Annotated in this window: 28 protein-coding genes; all 28 read right to left on the bottom strand. The window is 38.4% G+C overall.

All coding sequences use genetic code 11. The features are described from left to right. Positions 1-645: a hypothetical protein gene (locus MHB65_RS07130; protein ID WP_342442910.1), complete on the bottom strand. Its 645-nt coding sequence runs from the start codon at positions 643-645 to the stop codon at positions 1-3. Then, entirely contained in the window at positions 642-944 is a 303-nt protein-coding gene (locus MHB65_RS07125; RefSeq protein ID WP_342442909.1) for a hypothetical protein, read from the bottom strand. The genes MHB65_RS07130 and MHB65_RS07125 overlap by 4 nt, the downstream gene beginning before the upstream one ends. After that, complete coding sequence (locus MHB65_RS07120; RefSeq protein ID WP_342442908.1) at positions 938-1,618, bottom strand: phage tail protein I; 681 nt, start codon at positions 1,616-1,618, stop codon at positions 938-940. Before MHB65_RS07120 ends, MHB65_RS07125 begins: the two co-directional genes overlap by 7 nt. After that, positions 1,611-2,726 carry a baseplate J/gp47 family protein gene (locus tag MHB65_RS07115; RefSeq protein WP_342442907.1) on the bottom strand — a complete coding sequence of 372 codons (1,116 nt, stop codon included), beginning with the start codon at positions 2,724-2,726 and terminating at the stop codon, positions 1,611-1,613. The genes MHB65_RS07120 and MHB65_RS07115 overlap by 8 nt, the downstream gene beginning before the upstream one ends. Beyond that, complete coding sequence (locus MHB65_RS07110; protein ID WP_342442906.1) at positions 2,713-3,021, bottom strand: hypothetical protein; 309 nt, start codon at positions 3,019-3,021, stop codon at positions 2,713-2,715. The genes MHB65_RS07115 and MHB65_RS07110 overlap by 14 nt, the downstream gene beginning before the upstream one ends. 4 nt (positions 3,022-3,025) lie before the next feature. Then, complete coding sequence (locus MHB65_RS07105) at positions 3,026-3,682, bottom strand: phage tail protein (protein ID WP_342442905.1); 657 nt, start codon at positions 3,680-3,682, stop codon at positions 3,026-3,028. Between the two features lie 15 nt (positions 3,683-3,697). Beyond that, positions 3,698-4,111, bottom strand: coding sequence for a phage baseplate assembly protein V (locus tag MHB65_RS07100; protein WP_342442904.1), 414 nt, complete (start codon positions 4,109-4,111; stop codon positions 3,698-3,700). Further along, positions 4,112-5,134: a contractile injection system protein, VgrG/Pvc8 family gene (locus tag MHB65_RS07095; protein WP_342442903.1), complete on the bottom strand. Its 1,023-nt coding sequence runs from the start codon at positions 5,132-5,134 to the stop codon at positions 4,112-4,114. Further along, positions 5,131-5,346, bottom strand: coding sequence for a phage tail protein (locus MHB65_RS07090; protein WP_342442902.1), 216 nt, complete (start codon positions 5,344-5,346; stop codon positions 5,131-5,133). Before MHB65_RS07090 ends, MHB65_RS07095 begins: the two co-directional genes overlap by 4 nt. After that, complete coding sequence (locus MHB65_RS07085; RefSeq protein WP_342442901.1) at positions 5,339-8,182, bottom strand: phage tail tape measure protein; 2,844 nt, start codon at positions 8,180-8,182, stop codon at positions 5,339-5,341. The genes MHB65_RS07090 and MHB65_RS07085 overlap by 8 nt, the downstream gene beginning before the upstream one ends. A gap of 147 nt (positions 8,183-8,329) precedes the next feature. Then, positions 8,330-8,674, bottom strand: a complete 345-nt coding sequence (locus MHB65_RS07080; protein ID WP_342442900.1) for a hypothetical protein — start codon at positions 8,672-8,674, stop codon at positions 8,330-8,332. 21 nt (positions 8,675-8,695) lie between these two features. Then, on the bottom strand, positions 8,696-9,211 hold the full coding sequence (locus MHB65_RS07075; protein ID WP_342442899.1) for a phage major tail tube protein: 516 nt from the start codon (positions 9,209-9,211) through the stop codon (positions 8,696-8,698). Between the two features lie 11 nt (positions 9,212-9,222). Beyond that, positions 9,223-10,662, bottom strand: a complete 1,440-nt coding sequence (locus tag MHB65_RS07070; RefSeq protein ID WP_342442898.1) for a phage tail sheath family protein — start codon at positions 10,660-10,662, stop codon at positions 9,223-9,225. Between the two features lie 2 nt (positions 10,663-10,664). Next, entirely contained in the window at positions 10,665-10,970 is a 306-nt protein-coding gene (locus MHB65_RS07065; RefSeq protein ID WP_342442897.1) for a hypothetical protein, read from the bottom strand. Next, positions 10,954-11,448 carry a hypothetical protein gene (locus tag MHB65_RS07060; protein ID WP_342442896.1) on the bottom strand — a complete coding sequence of 165 codons (495 nt, stop codon included), beginning with the start codon at positions 11,446-11,448 and terminating at the stop codon, positions 10,954-10,956. Before MHB65_RS07060 ends, MHB65_RS07065 begins: the two co-directional genes overlap by 17 nt. Positions 11,449-11,452: 4 nt before the next feature. After that, positions 11,453-12,001 carry a phage tail protein gene (locus tag MHB65_RS07055; RefSeq protein WP_342442895.1) on the bottom strand — a complete coding sequence of 183 codons (549 nt, stop codon included), beginning with the start codon at positions 11,999-12,001 and terminating at the stop codon, positions 11,453-11,455. An 8-nt stretch (positions 12,002-12,009) separates the two neighbouring features. Next, positions 12,010-12,336, bottom strand: coding sequence for a hypothetical protein (locus MHB65_RS07050; protein ID WP_342442894.1), 327 nt, complete (start codon positions 12,334-12,336; stop codon positions 12,010-12,012). 13 nt (positions 12,337-12,349) lie between these two features. After that, positions 12,350-12,721 (bottom strand): hypothetical protein, encoded by a 372-nt coding sequence (locus MHB65_RS07045; RefSeq protein ID WP_342442893.1) that lies wholly within the window; start codon positions 12,719-12,721, stop codon positions 12,350-12,352. Positions 12,722-12,740: 19 nt separating this feature from the next. Beyond that, the gene (locus tag MHB65_RS07040; RefSeq protein ID WP_342442892.1) at positions 12,741-13,787 is read right to left on the bottom strand and encodes a major capsid protein; all 1,047 of its coding nucleotides are present in this window, start codon (positions 13,785-13,787) and stop codon (positions 12,741-12,743) included. Between the two features lie 14 nt (positions 13,788-13,801). Continuing rightward, the gene (locus MHB65_RS07035; RefSeq protein WP_342442891.1) at positions 13,802-14,170 is read right to left on the bottom strand and encodes a hypothetical protein; all 369 of its coding nucleotides are present in this window, start codon (positions 14,168-14,170) and stop codon (positions 13,802-13,804) included. After that, on the bottom strand, positions 14,167-15,225 hold the full coding sequence (locus MHB65_RS07030) for a head maturation protease, ClpP-related (protein ID WP_342442890.1): 1,059 nt from the start codon (positions 15,223-15,225) through the stop codon (positions 14,167-14,169). The genes MHB65_RS07035 and MHB65_RS07030 overlap by 4 nt, the downstream gene beginning before the upstream one ends. Then, positions 15,215-15,448, bottom strand: a complete 234-nt coding sequence (locus tag MHB65_RS07025; protein WP_342442889.1) for a hypothetical protein — start codon at positions 15,446-15,448, stop codon at positions 15,215-15,217. Before MHB65_RS07025 ends, MHB65_RS07030 begins: the two co-directional genes overlap by 11 nt. Before the next feature lie 15 nt (positions 15,449-15,463). Continuing rightward, positions 15,464-17,080 (bottom strand): phage portal protein, encoded by a 1,617-nt coding sequence (locus tag MHB65_RS07020; RefSeq protein WP_342442888.1) that lies wholly within the window; start codon positions 17,078-17,080, stop codon positions 15,464-15,466. Positions 17,081-17,097: 17 nt separating this feature from the next. Then, complete coding sequence (locus tag MHB65_RS07015) at positions 17,098-17,331, bottom strand: DUF6148 family protein (RefSeq protein WP_342442887.1); 234 nt, start codon at positions 17,329-17,331, stop codon at positions 17,098-17,100. Positions 17,332-17,337: 6 nt separating this feature from the next. Next, on the bottom strand, positions 17,338-19,134 hold the full coding sequence (locus MHB65_RS07010) for a phage terminase large subunit family protein (RefSeq protein WP_342442886.1): 1,797 nt from the start codon (positions 19,132-19,134) through the stop codon (positions 17,338-17,340). Between the two features lie 2 nt (positions 19,135-19,136). Next, positions 19,137-19,646 carry a hypothetical protein gene (locus tag MHB65_RS07005; RefSeq protein ID WP_342442885.1) on the bottom strand — a complete coding sequence of 170 codons (510 nt, stop codon included), beginning with the start codon at positions 19,644-19,646 and terminating at the stop codon, positions 19,137-19,139. 308 nt (positions 19,647-19,954) lie between these two features. Next, on the bottom strand, positions 19,955-20,497 hold the full coding sequence (locus MHB65_RS07000) for a hypothetical protein (RefSeq protein WP_342442884.1): 543 nt from the start codon (positions 20,495-20,497) through the stop codon (positions 19,955-19,957). Between the two features lie 137 nt (positions 20,498-20,634). Continuing rightward, a complete protein-coding gene (locus MHB65_RS06995) occupies positions 20,635-20,862 on the bottom strand; it encodes a hypothetical protein (RefSeq protein WP_342442883.1) in 228 nt (75 codons plus the stop codon). Between the last annotated feature and the right edge of the window lie 193 nt (positions 20,863-21,055).

The following is a 21,055-nucleotide window of genomic DNA, read 5'->3' as shown; positions in this document are numbered from 1 at the left end:
CTATACCACCTCCATTAGTTCGACATTAAATGTTTGCCACTTGCCAACGCCCATTTCAACATTTATGGTATCGATCGCCACATTACTACGAGCCACTTTAGCTCCCTTTTTGTACGCATTTTTAAGAGCTTGTACTGTGATTGTATCTGCACCAATTGCTGAGATTATAACGTCCTCGCTCGCTACATCATCAAAAATAGTGACCTGCGTAAATGGTTTAAAACCATCAACACTAGCCACTTTTAAGGTAGTTGTGCCAGCTATAACAGCTTCAATAATATCCGTTAAGGCTTTGTCTAATGTGATTTTATTTGAGCTGCCATCAAGTGTATCCGCAAAGGTTCCACTGTTCCCTGGAACACGGCCATCAAGTTCCATTTGTATCTGCATACGTCTGATGGTTGCTTTGAGCTCTACAATATAATCATGGGCTGAATAGATACCATCATCCATATGATTTAATCGCTTGGCACTTATTCTAGTACCTGTTTGTTTAGTTTCGTATTCAGGCAAGCCAGTTAATTTATTATAGATAATCTGACCATTTTCGTCCCTTTTGGGAATGTATTTTTCATCAGCGCCTATCTTATAAATACGATCTTCCCAGTTTAATAACTCATAGTTGTTTGAAACTATTAAACTCACGCTTGTACATCTCCTTTCAACGCAACAGATAGCGTAAATACAATCATCAAACCATCTTCACTAGGTTGTATTGATGTGGAATATCGATCTAATTCAATCCCCTGAGAATCAACTAACTTTGTAGTAGTAACTTGGCCATGCCCATCTTCTAAAAAAACATAAGTCTTTACCGTATTTTCTACAACCTCTTGCGAATGAAATGATTTAATTAAATCTTGTTCATCGATAGTAACTACAGCTTTTTTAGGCATCTCTTTTAAAAATTGCAACACACGATCTATAACAATCTGAGTCACCATTCTTCCATCACCTCACTAACAAATATTTCACCACATATCGGCAAATAGACTGGATATGAGTAATTTTCTGTTTTCATTTCAATCGAACTATCAGGTCCAACCCCAGGCATCCCTGCACAGTGGATTTCTCCGCATATCGGTAAATATACAGGATAGTAAGATGTAGCAGCTTCAAGCTCGATATATTGTGTTTGTTGCATTTTCACAGCTACATATTCCAGCCATGAACGTTTGTTTTTTGTGGCTTCAACCATTCTTTTTAGACGTTTCATATCCTCGTTAGCAATAAACGGCTCTTCTACTTCGATTTTAAATCGATACTCTTCGCCACCATATTCAAACCATTCAAAGACCTGTGCATTTTTATAAATGATGGACACCACATCTTCAATAGCACCCCTAGTCCCTTTCTTTCGGTGCCACTTTATTGATGCTTTTACAAGCTCTCTTTTTTGCTCAACAGGCAATCCAACTTCATAAAAATCAACGTGCTTTTCATAGGCTAGGAGATCCAATAAGGCTTCTGGCATCTTATCGATGTCAACAAGATTATAAATATCCTCTGCTTCTTGGTAAGCTTGGTTAAGTTGAATTTCTACAGCTTCAGCAATGGCCACGAGTACAGGATCTTGGCGCAAACTATAGGGCAACAATTTTAATAGTTCACTAGCCATTTGATAATCCTTTAAATGTTATATTTGTTGTAATCTCTTTAGCTACTTCTGTCTGCCCTACTTCAATAAACATCGGTGAATTGACTGAAACTCGTGCTGCCCCTTTTTGTTTTAGTTTTGCTATCAGTTCAGAAAAATCAACATCTCGCCCCATCTTAGAACGTTGCCAAACTAAATACTCATTGAATGCTTGGTTAACTTGCTTTTCAATGATTGGGGAAACAGTAGAATTCTCGTTTGCTATCCAATATTCAACTTCTACCGTGTAGTCAATAACTGTTGGTACTGCACCGCGTACTTTATCTGTAAGTGGCCGTGTGTATTTATCCATTAAATTTGCTTCTACTAACGCTATATCTTCATCGCTTGGTAAATTGCCATCAACCATTAAAATGTACACCACCACTTCACCAGGCACAGGAGAGTCAACTTGAACATCAATAATATTTTGGCTAGCAGCTTTGGTCCAATAAATGTAAGCACCTTCAGGGCCAGCAACTGAAAAACTTTCTGGCGCCAAACGGATTCTTTCAGCATAAGCATCATCGCTTTCTTCATCTGCGCCACCATTCGATATTGTTGTATTTTGAACAGCTTTCACATATGGTAAAGGCTCTACCAAAGTAGATATTTCACCAACTAAAAATCCATTTCCTATTTCTCCTGGCTCCGTACACGTTGCATCTACCGCAAACAAATGCACACCTTGCGGGATAACTTGCGCCTCGTTTGTAGCAAAGTATATATCTCCTACCTGGAATCTTGTTCCTGCAGGTATAGGTAATGTATCCACTCGATCTTCTTCAAGCACAAAGGCCATTGTTGTTATCGCATACTTAGCTGGTAAACGTTCTGTGGACATTTCTGCCCCCATGTGATCAAGTATGTCATCTTCGGCATAAGATAAGCGATTCTGACGCAAGCCATGCTCTAATTTGTTTCGTTCTATGGAAATAAATGCAGCAAAAGCCTGGATGAATTTAAGTCGTGGGTCTGCACGTTGTAGTGTGAGACCAGTTTTTTCCCTAACGTGAAATAATATTTCGCTTTCAATTTGCTCTGGTGCTTTTTCTAAAAAAAATACATCAGGTAAATTAAACCGACTCATTCACACTCACCTTCACTTTCGGTTTTAAACTCCCCATCAAACCATCCCCTGTAACTTCTATCGCTTCAATTACTGCTCTTGGTTCAAATTTGTGAATAGCTTCAGTTAGATTTGCTGTTATCCTAGCCTTTGCAATATCAATCGGTTTATCGATAACCGTCTTATCCCAACCTATCTCACGATCTAGTGGGCAACTCATAATTTCTGTAGCCATAATAAAAGCGACATTCTGTAGAACTTCCTCTACACCTGTCGCTCCAAAATCAATATTTTTCATCGGTTCTACTTCATACATGCTATCACCCTTTCTTTAGCGTCGAGTATGAATTGCTTGCCGTAATGTATTTTCCACCACCAAGAGAGTACCAACCATCCTTCTCTTCGTAAACAGTCAGTTTTTGGCCATCCATTGCATAACCAAGCACTTTATTATTAACGCCTGGTCCATTACGGATATGTACCGATTTAACCGTAATTGTGATAGTGCCAAGGGATTTTTTATTACTTGTAGCAGCCTTTTGCTGTGTATTTGTTGTTGTCTTTTTAACTTGCGATTTACTTCCATCGTATTCTTTTAAGGACAACGTTACTTCTGCAGAAAGAACATTCCCTTTTTGATCAATGTTTTTTAACCCTGCTGAACTATCAAGAATGACAAATTTGTTAGGTGCAATTGGCTTTTGACCCAAGATGAAAAGATGAGCTTCACCTTTACTTTTCATCCTTTCAAGTTTTGCAATCTCTTTCATTGGGTTAGTCCCATGTTCAGCACGCAATGAAATACGGTAACTTAAATCAATAAGGCCAGGACCATCAAATTCAAGCCTTGCTTTGTTTCGGTGAATAGAATGCTCTTCCCACTTAGCACTACTTTTCATTTCTAGATCGTTAAAAGTGAGTATTTTTTCTGGTGATACTTCGAAAATAACATCTCCGAAACTACCTATCTTTGCCACGGACAACACCTTCCTTTACTCTGAAGATGAGTTACCACCAGGAGTAAACGGTTGTCCATTTACTGTTACTGTCCCTTTAGTTTCTATGTTCAACTCACCTTCAATCTTTAAAAACATTTTATGTGCTTTAGCATCGTATTCAATATAGCTACCGTCCTCATACTCAATACATCGCTTTTCAGGATCTGTTCGAGGTGGTACTGTTCCATCTGAATAAAAGGCACCAATAATAAAACCTTCGCTTTGTTTAGTGAAAATACATAAAACATCTTCTCCTATTTTCGGCATCCAATAATCTTTATTCTTTAGTGTACCTCGATACAGAATACTTAATGGAGCTGATACCTTGCCATCTTGCTCTTCCATCTTGACACGCGCTGTGCCATTTGACGGATCAACCGAAGTTACTTCGCCAGTTTGAACCCGCATTTAATACCCCTCCAAACATCTCCGTAATTCTAATGTAATTTTACTTTTATTATGTTGCGCTCTAGATACAATGTATTTGCCATCCAATCGTCCAAAATCGGTTAAATTAAATGTCATGCCAGCATCTATATGAATTTCACTAATGATAACAAGACTAATAGTCGTGGCATCTTTATTTGCTTCTCTTAACTTTTTTTTAGCAAGTTTCTGAGCCTCTGCGACAGATTTAACCTCTTCTTTTACTACTAATGTACGGCCAACCTTCGGAGCCTTTGGTGGTGTAAATGTCGCTTTAATTGTTTTCTTCTTTTTTGCATTATGAGACTGTACACGACAGGCTTTATAGATACCAGAAAGAGTGGTCTTAAAACTCCAATCAAGCACCTGTACTTTACAAGTATCTTTACTAACTCGCCTAATCGTATCAACTGCAGGTTTCGCCTCATAATCTGCTTCATCTAAAACCACAATAGCCCCATTTGATAATTTAAGACATAACCCCTCTTCTTTACATAGACGATGTAAAAAGGCTAAATCTGTTTCTGATTCTTGCTCATAACGATCCTTTTTAGGATTTTCATTTGTCTCCCAATACAGTTTCAATCGATTGGCCTTGGCAATATCCCCAATAACCTGTTTAAGCGTTGCTTTCTCCCATGCTTTTGATTTTTCTTCACCACGTATGGATGAAGTTTCAGGGACTGCTAAAGCTTTTATGGTCATTTTAGTAGGTGGACCACCGCCACTCAGTTCATCCACTTCGAACCTTCCCAACTTTGTCTTTACCAACTCACTTGTCCAGTAGTATCGCTTTATTTCAACGTCCAAAACCGATCCTTTTGATGGAAACCAATCTTTCAACCAATGAGTATCAGCATCCTGCACAACAAGTTGAAGATCGTCTATTTCACCACTTAAATTATCAGTATATGTCCAATCTGCTAGATCGCCATCTAATATGTCAGTGATTTGCTTGTTATTGTAAACTACATGGATTCCTGTTCGTCTTGCATACGTTGTCATAGCTCATCATCCTCACCAAGCCAACTAGGACGCTCTGTATAAATTGCTGTATCGACAGTTGGAACATTTAGAACGACATCTCCAGAAAAAATAATAATATTTCGATGCTGTGGATTTGCCTCAAGCAAAAGAGGGAGCAAATATTCGCTCCCCCATAACTTGTATGCAATTAGGTCCCACGTTTCACCTTGGATAGTAGTATAACTATTCATATGCCGTCCTCCTTGATGTTGCACCTCCACCAGTTGGAACCTGTGCATTGTCAATACGAGCTTTTAGGCCGTTAAAAGCTGTTATTACAGCATTAGCAGCTGATTGAATACCCTGTATTGAATTAATCCAACCACTTGCTTGTCCAATGGTTGATGCTAGTGTAGACATATTCGAAGTAGAAAGATCAGTGGATGTTTTTAATGAGAAAAATGATGTTACAAAAGTAGTGCTCACTTGGCCAGAATACATCGTTAAATTATCCATATTTACAGCAGTTGTACTTGCGCTTGTTTGTAGCTTTGTAACTGATGTACTAATAGTTGCAAATGAAGTATTAGCAGCATCTAAAGTAGTCGAAAGTTGTGTCATTGAAGCATTTAACTTTGTTGTATCAATAGATTTTGTAGCCTCTGAACTCGCTTGTTTGCTGGATGAAGAAGGTGACGAAGCCTTACTTGCTTCACCACTTCCGCCTCTAACTGTATCTACAGTCTTTCCACCAAGCCATTTACCGCCAAAATATCCTGCTGCCCCACCAATCAATCCACCTAGCGCTGTTCCGATACCTGGCGCAATAGCAGTCCCAATCGCCGCTCCAACTTTAGCTCCACCAAGACCACCAGCCCATCCGCCTGCAGTCTCTGCACCTGTTTTGATTTTGTCGTTAGACCTAGCGATTTCAATTGCTCCCATAGCGAGACCAATTGGAGCAAATCCTTTGCCAATAAATTTACCTGCACTTCCTAATCTGCCCATTATACTTGCTCCACGTGAAGTTGTGGCAGTTGTGGCAGTTGCGGCTGTTGTTGCAGTTGTCGCACTTGGCGCAACTGTAGTGGCAGCCCCACGATAAGGTGTAATAGCTCCAGTCCGTTGTGGACCTACAGCTGGAGCAGGTCCTGTGGCTGTTGTTGAAGTTGTAGCATTCGGAACAGCAGTAGTAGCTCCTCGATAGGGAGTAATAGTCCCTGTTCGTTGTGGACCCACAGTTGGTGTCGCAGTTGCTGATGTTGTTCCAGTTGGTGGTGTTACGGTTGCAGCCGATGAAGATCCAGACCCAGACCTTCTATTTCTGAATTTATCCATACCCCATCTACCTGCTCCAACAGCCCCTTTAACAAGTGTTCCACCGCCCATCATCCATGCAGCTGCACCAAGTCCCAAAGCTCCACTCATATTGCCCTCTAATGCACTGGAAACGGCTCCAGTTGTTGCTCCAGTTATTCCAGCAATCCAAGCTTTACCTGCAATTGTTCCTAATTGCGTAAAAATTCTACCCATCGCTTCGCCACCTGAGCCACCTAACCATGCTTCAGCTTTTTCAACGGCCGTGTCTAACATGTATTCAACCTTTTCACCAAAGCCCATATCATTAAACAATTCATATTTCTGCATTTGTTTGTTGTACTCATTGATCATTTTTTGGGCATCAGCTGGATCCATGTTTGGTTCTATTTTTGGTTTAATTGGTTTGGTTGTACTAAATGGTGCAGTAATATCTCTCAATATCCTAGCGGCTGCTTCACCTGCTTTTTCAATACCACCCATGTTTTTTTCAATCATGCTAGAAACACCATCAAAAGTATCCTTCAATACTTCTAAAGATGGAGTGGCTAATGCAATTTGAGCTGACTCAATCGCCCCAAACATCTGCTCTTTCGCACCTGCGTAGTTATCTTTCATAATGGCAGCTGCTTTTGCTGCAGCACCTCCACTATTTTCAAGAGCATTGGTCATATCTTTAATTTTCTCTGGGCCAGACTCAAATAGACTTAACATGGCTGTGGATGCTTCTACACCAAAGATTGTGGCAGCATACTGTACTTTTTGAGTATCAGTTAGTTTTGCTGTAGCCTTTTCCCAATCTTTCGCAAGGGTAGTTAAATTTTTGAAGTTGTCTTTTGAATCTGTTGCTGTAATATTTAACTCTTTCATCGCGGCTTCAGCTGCTGCAGGTGGCTTAGAAAGTCTGATTAAAGCCATACGTAAAGCAGTACCCGCTTGTTCACCCGCAAGCCCTTTGTCAACAAGCAACCCTGTAGCAGCTGCTAATTCTTCTAATTTAATACCCAATGTGTTAGCAACTGGTGCCGCATACTTAAATGAATACCCTAAGTCGCCTACACCTGCAGCTGTCTTATTCGCACTCATGGCCATTACATCGGCAATTCTGCTAGCTTCTGTTGCTTCCATCCCATAAGAATTAATAGCTGATGTTACAACATCTGAAACTAAGGCCAAATCTTCACCAGACGCTTCTGTGGCTGCAATTAAACCTGGCATGGCAGCAATGATTTTCGTTGCATCAAAACCTTTTGCTGCTAGTTCATCCATTGCAACAGCTACTTCAGAACCTGATAAACTAGTTGTTGCACCTAAACGCAAGGCCTCTTTGTTTAAAGCCGCTATTTCTGCTCTTGTGGCTTCTGTTTTTGCACTAACTTTGGCCATTTGTGCTTCAAAATCAGCAGCAGTATTCAGAGAAGAAACCGCAACTGCAGTAGCAGCAACCGCTGATCCAACGGCTGCATATCCAGCTGCAGTTTTGGCAGTATTCATCCCATTTCCAAAAGTTGTTTTAAGGGCAGTAATTCGTCTTTGACTACCTTCTAACTGCCTCAATTCACGAGATAATCTAGCTGTACCTTCTGCATATTGGGATTGATGAATATTTCCTTGTCTAAATTCACGTCCTAACCGATTCATTTCACGTTGTGCTTCTCTGGCCCGATTTCTTAAATCGTTTATATTTGTATTAGCCCTTTGAAAAGCACTACCAAGAGATCTATCAACGGCACCATTTATTTCTAAAGTCATTTCATATGATCTAGCCACCGTTATCATCTCCTTTTTTGTTCATTAAATCGCCCCAACTTTTCAGAGTTAGAAAGGTCTTTTTTTCCCAATATTCTATAGAGGTAAAAGAATTTGAAGCTAGAACTAGTAGTAAGTTCATTACTTCTATAACCCCACCTTCTGGCCCTAGGATTGGAAGAAAAAATTTCGTGCTGAGAATGTAACTTCTGCAAAATCAATTAATCCCAATCGAATTAAATCATCTATTAAGATTCCTGATGCCTTAGATGCTAATCTTAATAAAACTTCTTGATTGTAAATTGAATCAAAACCTGCAGCATGACCTTCCACTTTCATCTCTTCATCAATTTGCATCATATCTGCACCTGTTAATTTGCCGTAATCCAATTTAATTTCATTTAAAAAAGTCCCATCATCTTTTTCGATAGGACTCACAAGTGTAACCACTTTAATATTTGGATTTTCTACAACTACTGTTTCTTCATTTTTTTTAACCAGTTTTTCTTCCATGTTTCATCGGCTCCTTTTAAATTAAATTCCTAGTGCTTCTCGGATTTTTGCACTGTAATCAATGCCATCAACCTTATAAATATAGTTATGACGATCATATTCCAGCATCACTTTACCATCGTACTCAAGCTTTATATAGTAAACCTCTACTTCTGTTGAAGCCTCATATGGTGAGCCCTTTGCAACTTTACCCATCGGATTCCCTAATACCGATCCATGAATAAGTACTCGAGAAGGTGTAATTTCTCGCTTGCGATTTTTGATATCATAGATTTGATTAGCCATCCGTAAGTCTATTTTAATACTATCTGGTTTATAGAAATCTACTAGCTCATTCGTGATAACACGCCAATTAAGTTTTAGCTTCATAGATTCTAAATGTCCATAGTTTGGCGCCTCGTACTCACCTAAAATCCCAGCTCCATTAACGGTCTCAGCCATGTACTTTAATTCAGGAAACTCTGCATCTGTTATACCTAAAAGATCTGGTTTATCATTTGCAAAAACCCTAAAATCATTAATCTTTTCTGGAAACATCTCTATACCTCCTAGTCAGTAATAAATAGCGTATTATAATAATTCACATCAAATTCTAAGATATTATCAATATCTTGGCCTGGTGTTGGTTCTGCCACCAAGTAACGGAAACGTATTTTCCCACTAATTAAATCCGTTACTGGGTTATCTTCTTCCCTAAATTCAACTCGCCCTCCGATAAGCACGCCTTGACCTTGTAAACCATTTAACCACATCCCCATCGTATCTAAGACACGATTAATTAAACGTGGATTATTTGGACTATCTACCATGCTCCAAGTTGTCAAAATAATTGTATTTCCTAGCCAGTTGTGAGTGATGCGAACAGGTGTAAAAATGTCTTTGACATCTGTATTTGCTGGAAATGCCCCAGTATAGTTACCCCAAGCACGCCATCCTCCAATAAAGTTAATAGCTGTTGTAATACCTTGGTCATTTAATAGCTCTGCTTGATCTGGTGATAAATCAATTTCTTCATGGCCATCCTCTGTTTCAACAAGCAATTTTGTTATTGGTAACGATTTATTGGATGGCGATTCATGAGGGAAATCTCCATTATCATAAGAAGTTTTCATAATGCGACAAGCGATTTCAGAGGACATGTGGTAGACTTTGTTCCCCAATCCTGCTTTTGGCCAACATACAACTTCGTTTTCACCTGTGTAGTTGTTTTGATTTTTCCATTCATTAACCTTTGTATAGGTATTAGCTTCAAGTGTATTTATATCATCTAAAGATTGTGCCTTGAAATAAGTATTTACTGAAGAAGCCTTCGCTTTCATAACAGCTGCCACCGTTGGATCTTTTGAAAATTTAGGAGCTAATACAAGTCCAGGTACCATACTAAGTTTCGGGAATACTGTGTTTAATAACTCTAATCCCGTACTCTTGCCAGTAGTAATATCATAGCCACCAATAATATGGTTGTTTGTAATTATTTCTGGAGTTAAGTGATCAAATTTAACATTTACAGATGTAACACTATCTTTTAAGAAAGCAATAATTACTTGGCCATCTTCATCAAATGAAGCAATGTAATCTTTATCAAGCTCCAATTCATTAGTGTTATTACTAACCACTAAAGAATCTAATAATATACCTTTAGATTCAATAACACCTTTTTTATTAACTACTGTAATTGATTCTTCTTTGTTCGCTTTATGCTTAGAAGGATCTAAAACATTTACAAAGACAACTGGCCCTACACTAAATTGTCTAAATGCTAAATCAGCCATCTCACATAGTGTGTAGTTTTCCCAGTCATCTGAATATCCTAGTGCTTTTGCGAATTCAGGAAATGAATAAGCCAAAACAGGAATATTTACATTTTCTGATGTTTCAGCAAGGTGGATAGGTGCTGTACCAAACACAACAGGAAGTGTTGCTGTAGCTACCACAGGTGCTGATAATGACGTAGGTACTTCTCTTACTCTCGAACCGTGACGTGCCATTTTTATTTCACCTCGCTAAAATAATCTTGAGTTTTCTTGTATAACATCGATTCCACTGAATTAGCATCTAATAAACATTTTTGGAACTCTGAAAGTCGTTCTGGAACAATAAACATTTCTTTAAATGCAGGTGATTTTTCCAGGTGCTCTTTAAAATGTTCTGGATAACCACCTATGAAAGAGCTGAATCGTTGTAATCCTTTAATTGGTGGCCCGACATATAACAGAATTTCGTGCTTAACGCTTTCTGTAATTACTTGGCCAACTTGTTTTGCTGATGCTTGTTGATCTTTAATAGTTGAAGGCATCTCCTGCTTCACTCCTATTCCATTTAACTTCTGGCGTCGCAAAGTTTACTTCCATAACCCCGCGCCAAAGTGGTTTCATTTGTTCTTCAAATAACGCTGCTTCTATTTCCCCTGTTAATTCACCTGGACCCACAAAACCCACTTCTTTTAAGGCAAACTTCATACGATTCATCACATGAAGAGTATCACGCCATCCTTGACGCTCATCTTTGCTGTAAGTACCAATTAACAGTCTAAAATTCATTACATTTTTTCCTTTTAAATCATCTTTTTCATATAAAAAACGGACAATTACAAATGGGTAATCGTCCTGTTCGGTGTCCTCTTCACCACGTCTAGCATTTTTCTTTGGTGGTAAATAGCCGTCATATACAGTTGGTGCCTTTAGCACATTTTCATCTTTTGTTTGGAGTCGCATTTCTCCTAATGCATCCGTCAAAAAAGCAACCAATTCATCAGTCATGTTTAAAGAATCCAATTATTTACCCTCCATATAGTAATCGTTGCATTTCATGTTCCATACGCTTATCTAATGTATCCTGTGCACGCGTTGCAATGTTTCTGATTATCGCATCATCACCCATCATTTGAGCGATAGAAGGGCCATATGCACCCTTTATAGGCAATCGACTATTACCTACTCGAGTAAACACATTGGTATGTGAATTGCCCATTTCAGCAACAAACCCTCTTTTGATTATTTTTTTGCTACCACCCTTTTTCACACGAGCACGAACTACTACATCTTTTCGCTGCGTAGGCGTTACATCAAACTTCATCAAGGGAATTACTGGTCCGCTAGTACGCACTTGTGCTGCTAGTTTACTAACTGTGGCTTTATTTATTTTGATAGCATTTTTTACATCAGAAGCTCGAATGATATACTTTGCTCTAATTTCTTGACTAGCCGCTGCTCTAGCAGTATCAGCCGATCTATTGATAGCGCGAGCCATTAATGTCCGTGCCTCTTTTGGTGTTTTTGCAAACAATTCTTCTAACTTTTCTACATGATGCATTTTTAGTTCAATCATATAGACACCTAGCTTTCATAAGCACTAATTACTATTCGTATAACACCCATTTCTTCTTCAGCCTCTTCAACATAATATTCCTCACCATCTAGAACTAACGAACTTCCGATCTTAGGAATATAAAAATCACTGCTTTTGACAAGGATTGTTTTAAAATTTGAAAACACTTCTTGAGTAGCGCTTAATTGATCTCTTCCGTATCCCTTTACACCACCAAGGTTGCTTTCAACTACAAGATCCAATTCTTGATCTTCTAACACATGTTTATCAGCCAATTCATTTGCATTAAAAAAAACATTAAAAAGATCTTTTTCTAATGTGTCCTTAAAGTTCATATGCTCCACTCCCTTAGTCTTCTAATTGATCTAAGAAATACGTAGATTTATCATTCTCAATAATAAGAGCAATTATTTTTTTCTTCGAGATGTTACCTGCAAATTCAAGACCTAACTCTTTAGCTCCAGCTTTTAATTCTTCTGGTTCAAAGTTTAAATCTAATATTTCCTCAACAGATTCTTCATTCTCCTCACTGACTTTTTGAGTAGAAGAATTTTCATTATTGCTCACAACGCCCACTTCTTTATACGATTTCTGAATGACATTTAAAAAGAGCAGTCTTTTCTCCGACTGCTCATCTAAGACCTCATTACTAATAAAATCATCCTTTTTATAGCTAATACCATCGTGCTTAATATTTGTTTTTGCAATATAACCTAACATTTGCTTCATCTCCTCATATTTAGACTACAGTCGCTACAAGCCATGAATTTACATTTTCAGGCTGAGGTACTGGACGTGAAGTTAAACGAACCATTGCCACATCATTGTCCATATTCCCCCAAAACTTAGGTACACGTGCAGCTTCGTATGTTACAAATTTACCACCCTGCTCCATTTGTGTTACAGCACCATACAAGAATCCACCTTGACCTGAATGACCGATTAATACCTTATTAGCTGGAACGAATGATTTTTCATTCCCCTCATCATCCAAATACCAATCATCATACGTATAAATCTCAACGCCTATTTCTGGTAATCTACCAATAAACGTAATCGAATCATTTTTCAATGTTGGCTGAATAACACCAAATGACATATTCAATTTATCAAAAATATCGCGAATGTCTTTGCTTTTTAAAAATGCCTCATAAGCGCTACGACCTAAAACAACGATATTTGGTGCAATACCACTGTTTTTCAGTACTTCTAGTCGCCATGCTTTTAAATCTTTGTATGGATCTGACTCAGCTGCAGTCCACAAGCTTGTACCTGATAACACTTTAAATTGATCAAAACCATAATCTATTTCCATTTCTATTTTTTTCTCATAATTATTATCAGAATAACCTTGCACAATTACTTTTCCACCAAATAAAAGCTCCGCGACCATCCATTCTTCACGTCGGTCAATATATTGCCCCAATTCCTCTAAATCTTTAGCAGTCATTTCTACTTGTCGCTGTTCTGGCGTTTTTGTTGAATAAATATTTTCACCCATACTACGATGTGAAATGTCATCAATTGCCATTGCTCGTTGTGGCGCAATACGTGGAGTATCAACCGATTTTGTAGTAAAACCTTCACGGCCAATCGTCACACCGCCAATACGTGGTGCAACAAATGGTGCCATACGGCGTTTTCCCTTTTTATAATCAAGTTCAACCTTATTTGTTACAAAAGTGCGGTCCTTAGTTCGTGGAAAGAATGTATCTCGCAAAAACGATGGCACTTTTGGCATCATTTCAATTGCTGGTAGTACCTCTACTGTTCCTGGATATTTCATGAATAATTGCCTCCTTAAAGCACGATTTTTAAGTAAATTCCGTATGTTTTTAGTTCTGATTCAATTGAATCAACTTTTCCCTCTCCAGCTAACACAAGCGCATCACGGTTAAAAGCACCTGACAGATACACTGTAGCGTTAATTGTATCTCCTGCCTGATCTCCAGTATCCACATCATCTGTTAAAATAAATTCTGGTTTCACTACAGCGTCACCGCCATACAGAACAGCGTTTCCAGCTTCATTTTTACCAACAACTGAGCCACGCACTAACACGCCTTGCCCCGCTACTAATGACACAATCGCCTTGTTAATCGGAAATGAAGCATCTGCAATTAAATGATCGAAGTTTCGCTCGTATACATCATTTACTAGTTTGTTCATTGCTTATTACCTCCCCACACATTCATTAAGCCTGCTGAAAACTTTTGTTCGCTTGTAGCTTGATTTTCAGGAGCTTGCTCACCACTAATATTTTGCAACTCTTCTGCATCTTGCTGAGCATTCGTATAAAACGCTGCCCCTGCTTCTTTTTGATTTTTTACAATTTGAACCGCTAATTGCTCAGCTGTTACTGGCTTGTCAAACTTAGCAGCTTGCACGAGAGCATCATTACCAACGGGCGCAATTTCCTCGATTGCTTTGATACGCTCATTTTCTGCTTTTACGCCTTCGTCATAACCAGTTTGTTTTACCTGGTTGAAAAGTTCTGGATGTTTGTTCTGTAATTCCTCTAAAGTCATTGGTGTACCTCCTTGATTATCAATTGACGGTTCTACCGTACTAGTATTTACAACATTGCGGATCGGGTCGTTTGCTAGCTCTTGGCGCATCTTATCAATTACAGCCTGAGGTAAAGCACCATTCACTAGCATGCTACTATTAGCATCTGCAACAGCATCGATTTCTTGTTCAAACATAATGTTATCTATAAAGCCTAGCTCTTTTGCTTGCTGGGCATTCATCCATGTCTCTTTGTCCATCATCATTTTCAACTCAGCCTCTGGTAATTTAGTGCGCATGATATAAGTAGACATCAGTGATTTATTTACGCTTTCTAATAATTCACCTGCATCATACATTGCACGATAATCACCTGATGCACGTGTGTTCGCATTGTGAATCATAATTTGGGCAACAGGAGACATTTCAATTTTGGTGCCAGCCATAGCAATTACTGATGCAGCAGATGCAGCTAAACCTACAATACGCACTTTAATTGTTCCAGCAAATGATTTTAAAGCTGTCCAAATTTCAGCTCCTGCAAACACTGAACCTCCGCCACTATTGATTTCTACAATTAACTCGTTCACATTACTTCTAATTGCTTGTTCAATAACCATATTGACTTTTGATGGACTTGTTGCAGGAATTTCAAACCAATCGTATATCCATTGATCAGAGTCGCTAATAATTGGACCTTTCACTTCAATTTTCATGTTCTTCACATCCTTCATTAATAGCAATTGAAGCATTTGCCCACATGGTTGTTTGTTGCAAATTTGTAAGCGCCAGTGCCTTTTCACGGCTTTCTGGACATACTTCATTAATTAAAAGAGCAAGTTCCTTGGCTTTTGTACGAATGGCATCATAACGTTTTGGTTGATCTGCTTTTGGTGAATGGTACATAAAAATATTTTCAATTTCTTTAAGTGTTGGCATCTTATCTCACCTCCTTTATTTGTCATCAGAATCGTCCTCGTCGTCTTTGTCATTGTCTGAACGATTCCTATAGGTATCTTTATATTGGCCAAAGCCTGCTTCACGACGTAATTTCTCTTCTCGTACTAACTTTTCGTGGTTTTGATAGTAATCAGTCCCTGTTAATTCAGCTGCTTCACGAGTACGGGTGCTGAATCCATTATCTACACGAATAACTGCACCGTTCGCTTCTTTTACTGGATCGAGTTGTCCTTGAGATGGTCCATTCCATTCAGCTCCACAATATGCTTTTTTAATCAGTGGATCATTGAAAAAACCGGGCGCATAAATGCGTCCGGTAGCAATTGCTTCAGTTAAAAATTCCTCATAAATCGGCTGACAAAAATTTGATGTCATAAAACTTCGATGATTTCTAAACATTTTCCACGCTTCTAATAATGCTCCTCGGCTTGCTGAATACGAGCTAGTGAAATGTTTCATTAGCACTTCATATGGGATTTCTAGCGCAACTCCAATTTGACGACAAATCGATGTTACAAAACCATCAAACGCAGTATTAGGTCGCCCTGGATTACTTTCGTGCACCTTCTCGCCTTCCTCTAAAAAGTTAACAGCACCATTACCTACTTCAATCGTTGAATCATTCTCACTATCAATTTCTTCCTCATATGCAAGTCCACCAAAACCATCCATATTTTGAGTGATATTATCTTTCGTGATGAAAATTGTATACATACCACTAATGACAGCTGCCATTAGTTCAGCATCACTATATCTTGATAGTTGTTTGAGACTTTCAATGACTGGTGATAAAATCGGCACCCCTCGTCTTTGCTCTGGCCGCTCCATACGTAATAAATGAATAATATTTGTGCGACCTGTTGTTTTACCAAATTTCTCAATACGCACCCATTTATTATTGTAGGCAGATAATGCTGATCCAGGATGCTTTTCAGCTACATGATACGCAATAACCTCGCCTTTTTTATCAATCTCTACACCGTTGATAATCTTATTATCAATATATGATTCAATCCCTGGTGTACAAATACGATCAGCTTCTAACAACTGCACCGTTAATTGATAGGGTGTGCCAGTTCTCTTATGGTATGGCATTGTTGCAAAAACGTCTCCAGACATCAACATTGATAAAAAAGCCAATTGTTGTAGCTGGTAAAAATCACACATACGCGTTACATCACAGTTTTTCGATTCAGACCATAACTCAAATTCGCGTTCAACTTTTTTCTCCCATTCAGCAGCTTGTTCTGGAGACATCTTTAACACTTCACGATCGACTTGAGAGTTTAAACGGAGACCAGGACCAACTACATTCGTCACTAATGTTCGCAATGCACCAGTAGCTAAAGGTGCCCCCATATGTAAATCTCGCGATCGTTCACGAAGCTTTGGTATATTACGTTCAATATCTTCTAAAGCTGATCCAGCCTGTGTTAACCAACCTTTCAAACTCTTTTTCTCTGAACTAGCACCGTGATTCGCATAACCACTATTTGAAATAGTTTTTCCCATTGATTCAACAGCTGCCAATTGCGCTCGATGAACCACTCTTTGCGCTCCTGCCTTGGGTGAAAAATAACTAATAACTTTATCCATCATATTTGCTTTCAAAGTAATTTCACCTCACTTTATAGATCACGGGGAATAAATCTTTTGGCACGACGTACACGGCCGCCTTTTTCTACAATTTCAAGCTCATCTACTTTCTTTTCCCAGAAACCAATCTGCTTACGTATTTCTGCTATATTTGCCCTCGTTAATGACCTAGAACCTATTGTGTAAGCTTGACCTTGTGAGACGGCCAATTCAGCATCAAGCCACGCTTCTAAATGTAACTTTGCTCTTTCCAATGTAACAACCATTATTTATCACCTTCTCTTCCTCACACGTTTCTTTTTACTGATCCCTAACGATATGGCATATTCATAATTGAAATTAGGATTTATAATTTCAAGTGCTGCTGTATTGTAAACACGCAAATCAAACGGCTCATTTCTAGTGCGAATTTTTACCCAAGTTTGATAAGGTATCCCTTTTTCATGTCTTGTCTCTAACTTTTCAGCTGTCAAACCAAGGAAATAATTCAATTCATATCCCCCCTGGCCTCGTGGGAAATGACAATAGTTCGGTCCAGGCTCTTCCACTTTCAAACTCGACATAACACGTGCCTTACCGTCATTAGTACCAAGACGTACAAGTAATGGTTTTAACGGCTTTGGTCGCGATGTACCTGCCAACAAAGGCACATATGCACCTTTCGCTTCGTTCATCCCTTTTATTGCGTATATCCTTCGTGCTTCACGAGCTTTGCAGAATTTGTATACTTCATGTGTGAAGTGACCACCACTATCGATACAACTGCAAGCAATTCCAAACTGCTTACCATTAGCCTTACTCCATCGCTTTTGCAACCATAAATCAAGTCGTTGCCAGGTCTCTTCTTCTTTTAAATCTCCATATAAAACATGGTATTCAATCCCCCATGATTCCCGACCAGCGCCCCAACCAACTACTTCAATTTCAAAGCGATCATCTTGCACATCGACAGCTGCGGTTAAAACTTTTACGCCATCTGGAACATCTGCGTCATATTTTTCACGACGTTCAAATAATATTTCTTCATCAACTTTTGAGCCGCTTTCTTCCCACGGATCTCCTAAAACAGTATTTACCCATGTTTTTAATTTTTCTTGGCCATCCCGTTTCGCTTCCAAAAAATCTCGCACAATTTTTTCCCATGTGACCCACGGACTCGAAAATTGATTCAAATGAAAGCCGCGTCGATGAGAGTGCTTCTTTTGCGCAACCCATTTACCTTCAGCACGTTTCCATTCACGTTCACTATGGAGGCAGCCGCATTCACTACATGCATGATTCACTTCGTCTACAATAAATTCGTTATCCTCAGTTTTACGATACTCAAATTTTATTTGCGCCCATTTGATTGGCTGGTAAGCATCGCAAGATGGACAAGACATTGACCACTGTTCCTTTGTGCTATCTTCATATAGTTGCTCTATACGAGATGTACCTTTATCTAGAGGCGTTGACACATAGACAAGTTTTTTGTTCGAAGGGAAAGTTGTTGTACGCATCTTTGCTAAATTTATTGGATCCCCTTCCTTACCAGCTGACACTGGATAACGGTCCACTTCATCACATAGTAAAATTCGAATTGGTCTACTTGATAAAGAAGTTGCAGCATTTGCACCAACAATCGCAATTGATCCGCCTAAGAAAGACTTCTCATCGATCGTATTGCCAGCATTTTGAGCCACTTTTTCTCGTAAAGCCTCACTTGCTTCAATCATTGTTGAAAGCCTTGTTGTAGAAAAATAACGAATCAATTTTTTATTTGGTAACATGAACATTATTGGGCACGGATCATAATCGATATGATAGCCAACCATATTTAACATAAATTCGGTTTTACCAACCTGAGCTGATGCCATAACAGCTACTTCCTCAGTATTTGAATCTGTAATGCAATCCATAATTTCACGCATATATGGTGCTCGGTTTGTTCGCCACGGTCCTGGTTCAGCGGATGTATCTGATGTTAAAATACGATAATTATCAGCCCACTCAGAAACTGTTAAATTAGGTCTTGGTGACCACAATTGCGCTAAATCTTTAAATAAATTAATTGTCTTTTTTGCAATCAATTTTATTCGCTACTTTCTTTCACAAACATCTGCGGCGAATAATCCACTAAAACGGTCAAAGCATCTTCTATTTCGGCCCTTAATGTTTGTTCAATCGTTTTAGTGGACTCACCTTCTAAGTTTCCAGCTATTCGTGCAGGTAACGTCAATAACTTCGATTTAGCGCTTAAAACCATGTCACCCATAACTAGCCGTACATCTTCTGTTGAATGTAACTGTCCCCGTAGCTGCTGAAGCTGAAGCTCCGTTTTTTCCTTCTTTAAAATTTCATGTTCTGTTTTGGCATCTACATATCGTGGCTTTCCAATTTCCTCTTTTCCACCTGAAACATGTTCAATATATGCAAGAATATTTTCGGCCATATTGTATTTTCCACGACCGCATTGTGTGAGAACGCCATCACGTGTTAATTGACGGATCCATTGCGGTGTTTTTCCAACCAATTTTGCAAATTCACTTGTTCCAATCTCCAAATTAGCTAGGTCATCCACTTTCGCTTTAGATTTTGACATTTCTCACACCTCACTTTCGCTTCAACACTTGTATTTTTGCTTCACTTTTCAATTCATTAGATGAAGGATTTTTTTCAAACTTGTAACTTTCCACCCTCGCAAGCGAAAGCGAAAGTAAAAAATTTAGAGAAAAAATAGCTGACTTTTGGGGCTCGCGAGCCCCGCACGGATTATAAAGGCTCAGGAGGACCCAAGATTAAATTGTGTACCCATTTGACACAATTCAAAGTCCTACTGGCAAAGTCCATTCGATACATTAATTGGACTTCAGGGCATAATAAAAAGCCACTCATTAATAGAGTGACTAATTATAGTTCTTGGTTAGGTAACTTTAATTGTTCTTTCATTATTGTTATTGAGTCTGTTAATATATCACTTATTTCGTGATAAAAATCGTTTGCCTTATTATATTCACCTTCTTTAAACGCCCATCTAATTTCAAGTATTTTAATATAAAGTTCCTTGTCTGCATAAATTTCGTTATTTGTAATAAATTCAATTAAATCTTTACGCTCGTCATATTTTAATGTATTGAAATCATGTGCGCCATATTTAAATATAAACATAGCAATCATTGAATTTAATGGATGATACAGTTTAAACAACTGCTCTTTTATTGCATTATTTTTTAATTCTTCATCTCTTATTCTCTGTTGTTCTTTTAACGTTTCATTTACTTGATCAGTTGATTTTTCTAACGTTAACTTAACCCCTAATAAAGTTAACAAACCAGAGATAACTCCGCCTATTATTGCTCCGAAATATGTAGAAAGTGATGATATCCATACATCTTCAGTCCCTCTAACTTCAACAGTATATTGATGCTTCAGCATCAACGAGTTAATTATCACAGGACCTCCAATTAAAAAGATAATAACGATTATAAAACCTAAAAAAATGTGACTTTTTGTGATTATATATTTTTATCCCATTTCATTTTTTAAGTGAAAAAGCCACACCTTGTTAGATGTGACTTTTATAAGTATTATTACCTTGATACATGTGAACTATTTTTGTTTTTACATTCTGGACATATTGCATCGAATCGAATATCTTGCTTTGGTCCTTCCGTAGACATAAAGGAACCAACTATTACATTTTCAGCAACTGCACCATCAGCACTTGTAGACATTGAGACAGTTGGGTCATCACTTCCTACTACAAGAAACTCATTAGAACAATACTCACATTTAAGATTTTTGCTAAAAGGCATCATAACTAATCACCACCCATCTACCTATATCATAGGATAAATGGAATGGATTGTCATTATAAAAAGAGACTACCAATTTAGTAGTCTCTACATGGAGTAACCTTTAATGGCAAACCTAGAAATAGTCTCTCCGAAAACTATTACACTACCATCATATAACGATTTTTCAATAGTTTCAGCCACTACATAGTAAGGT

Origin of the sequence: Lysinibacillus sp. FSL K6-0075 (assembly GCF_038592945.1) — a bacterium.
Taxonomy (GTDB): Bacteria; Bacillota; Bacilli; order Bacillales_A; family Planococcaceae; genus Lysinibacillus; species Lysinibacillus fusiformis_F.
This window is presented reverse-complemented; position numbering and strand designations above follow the sequence as displayed.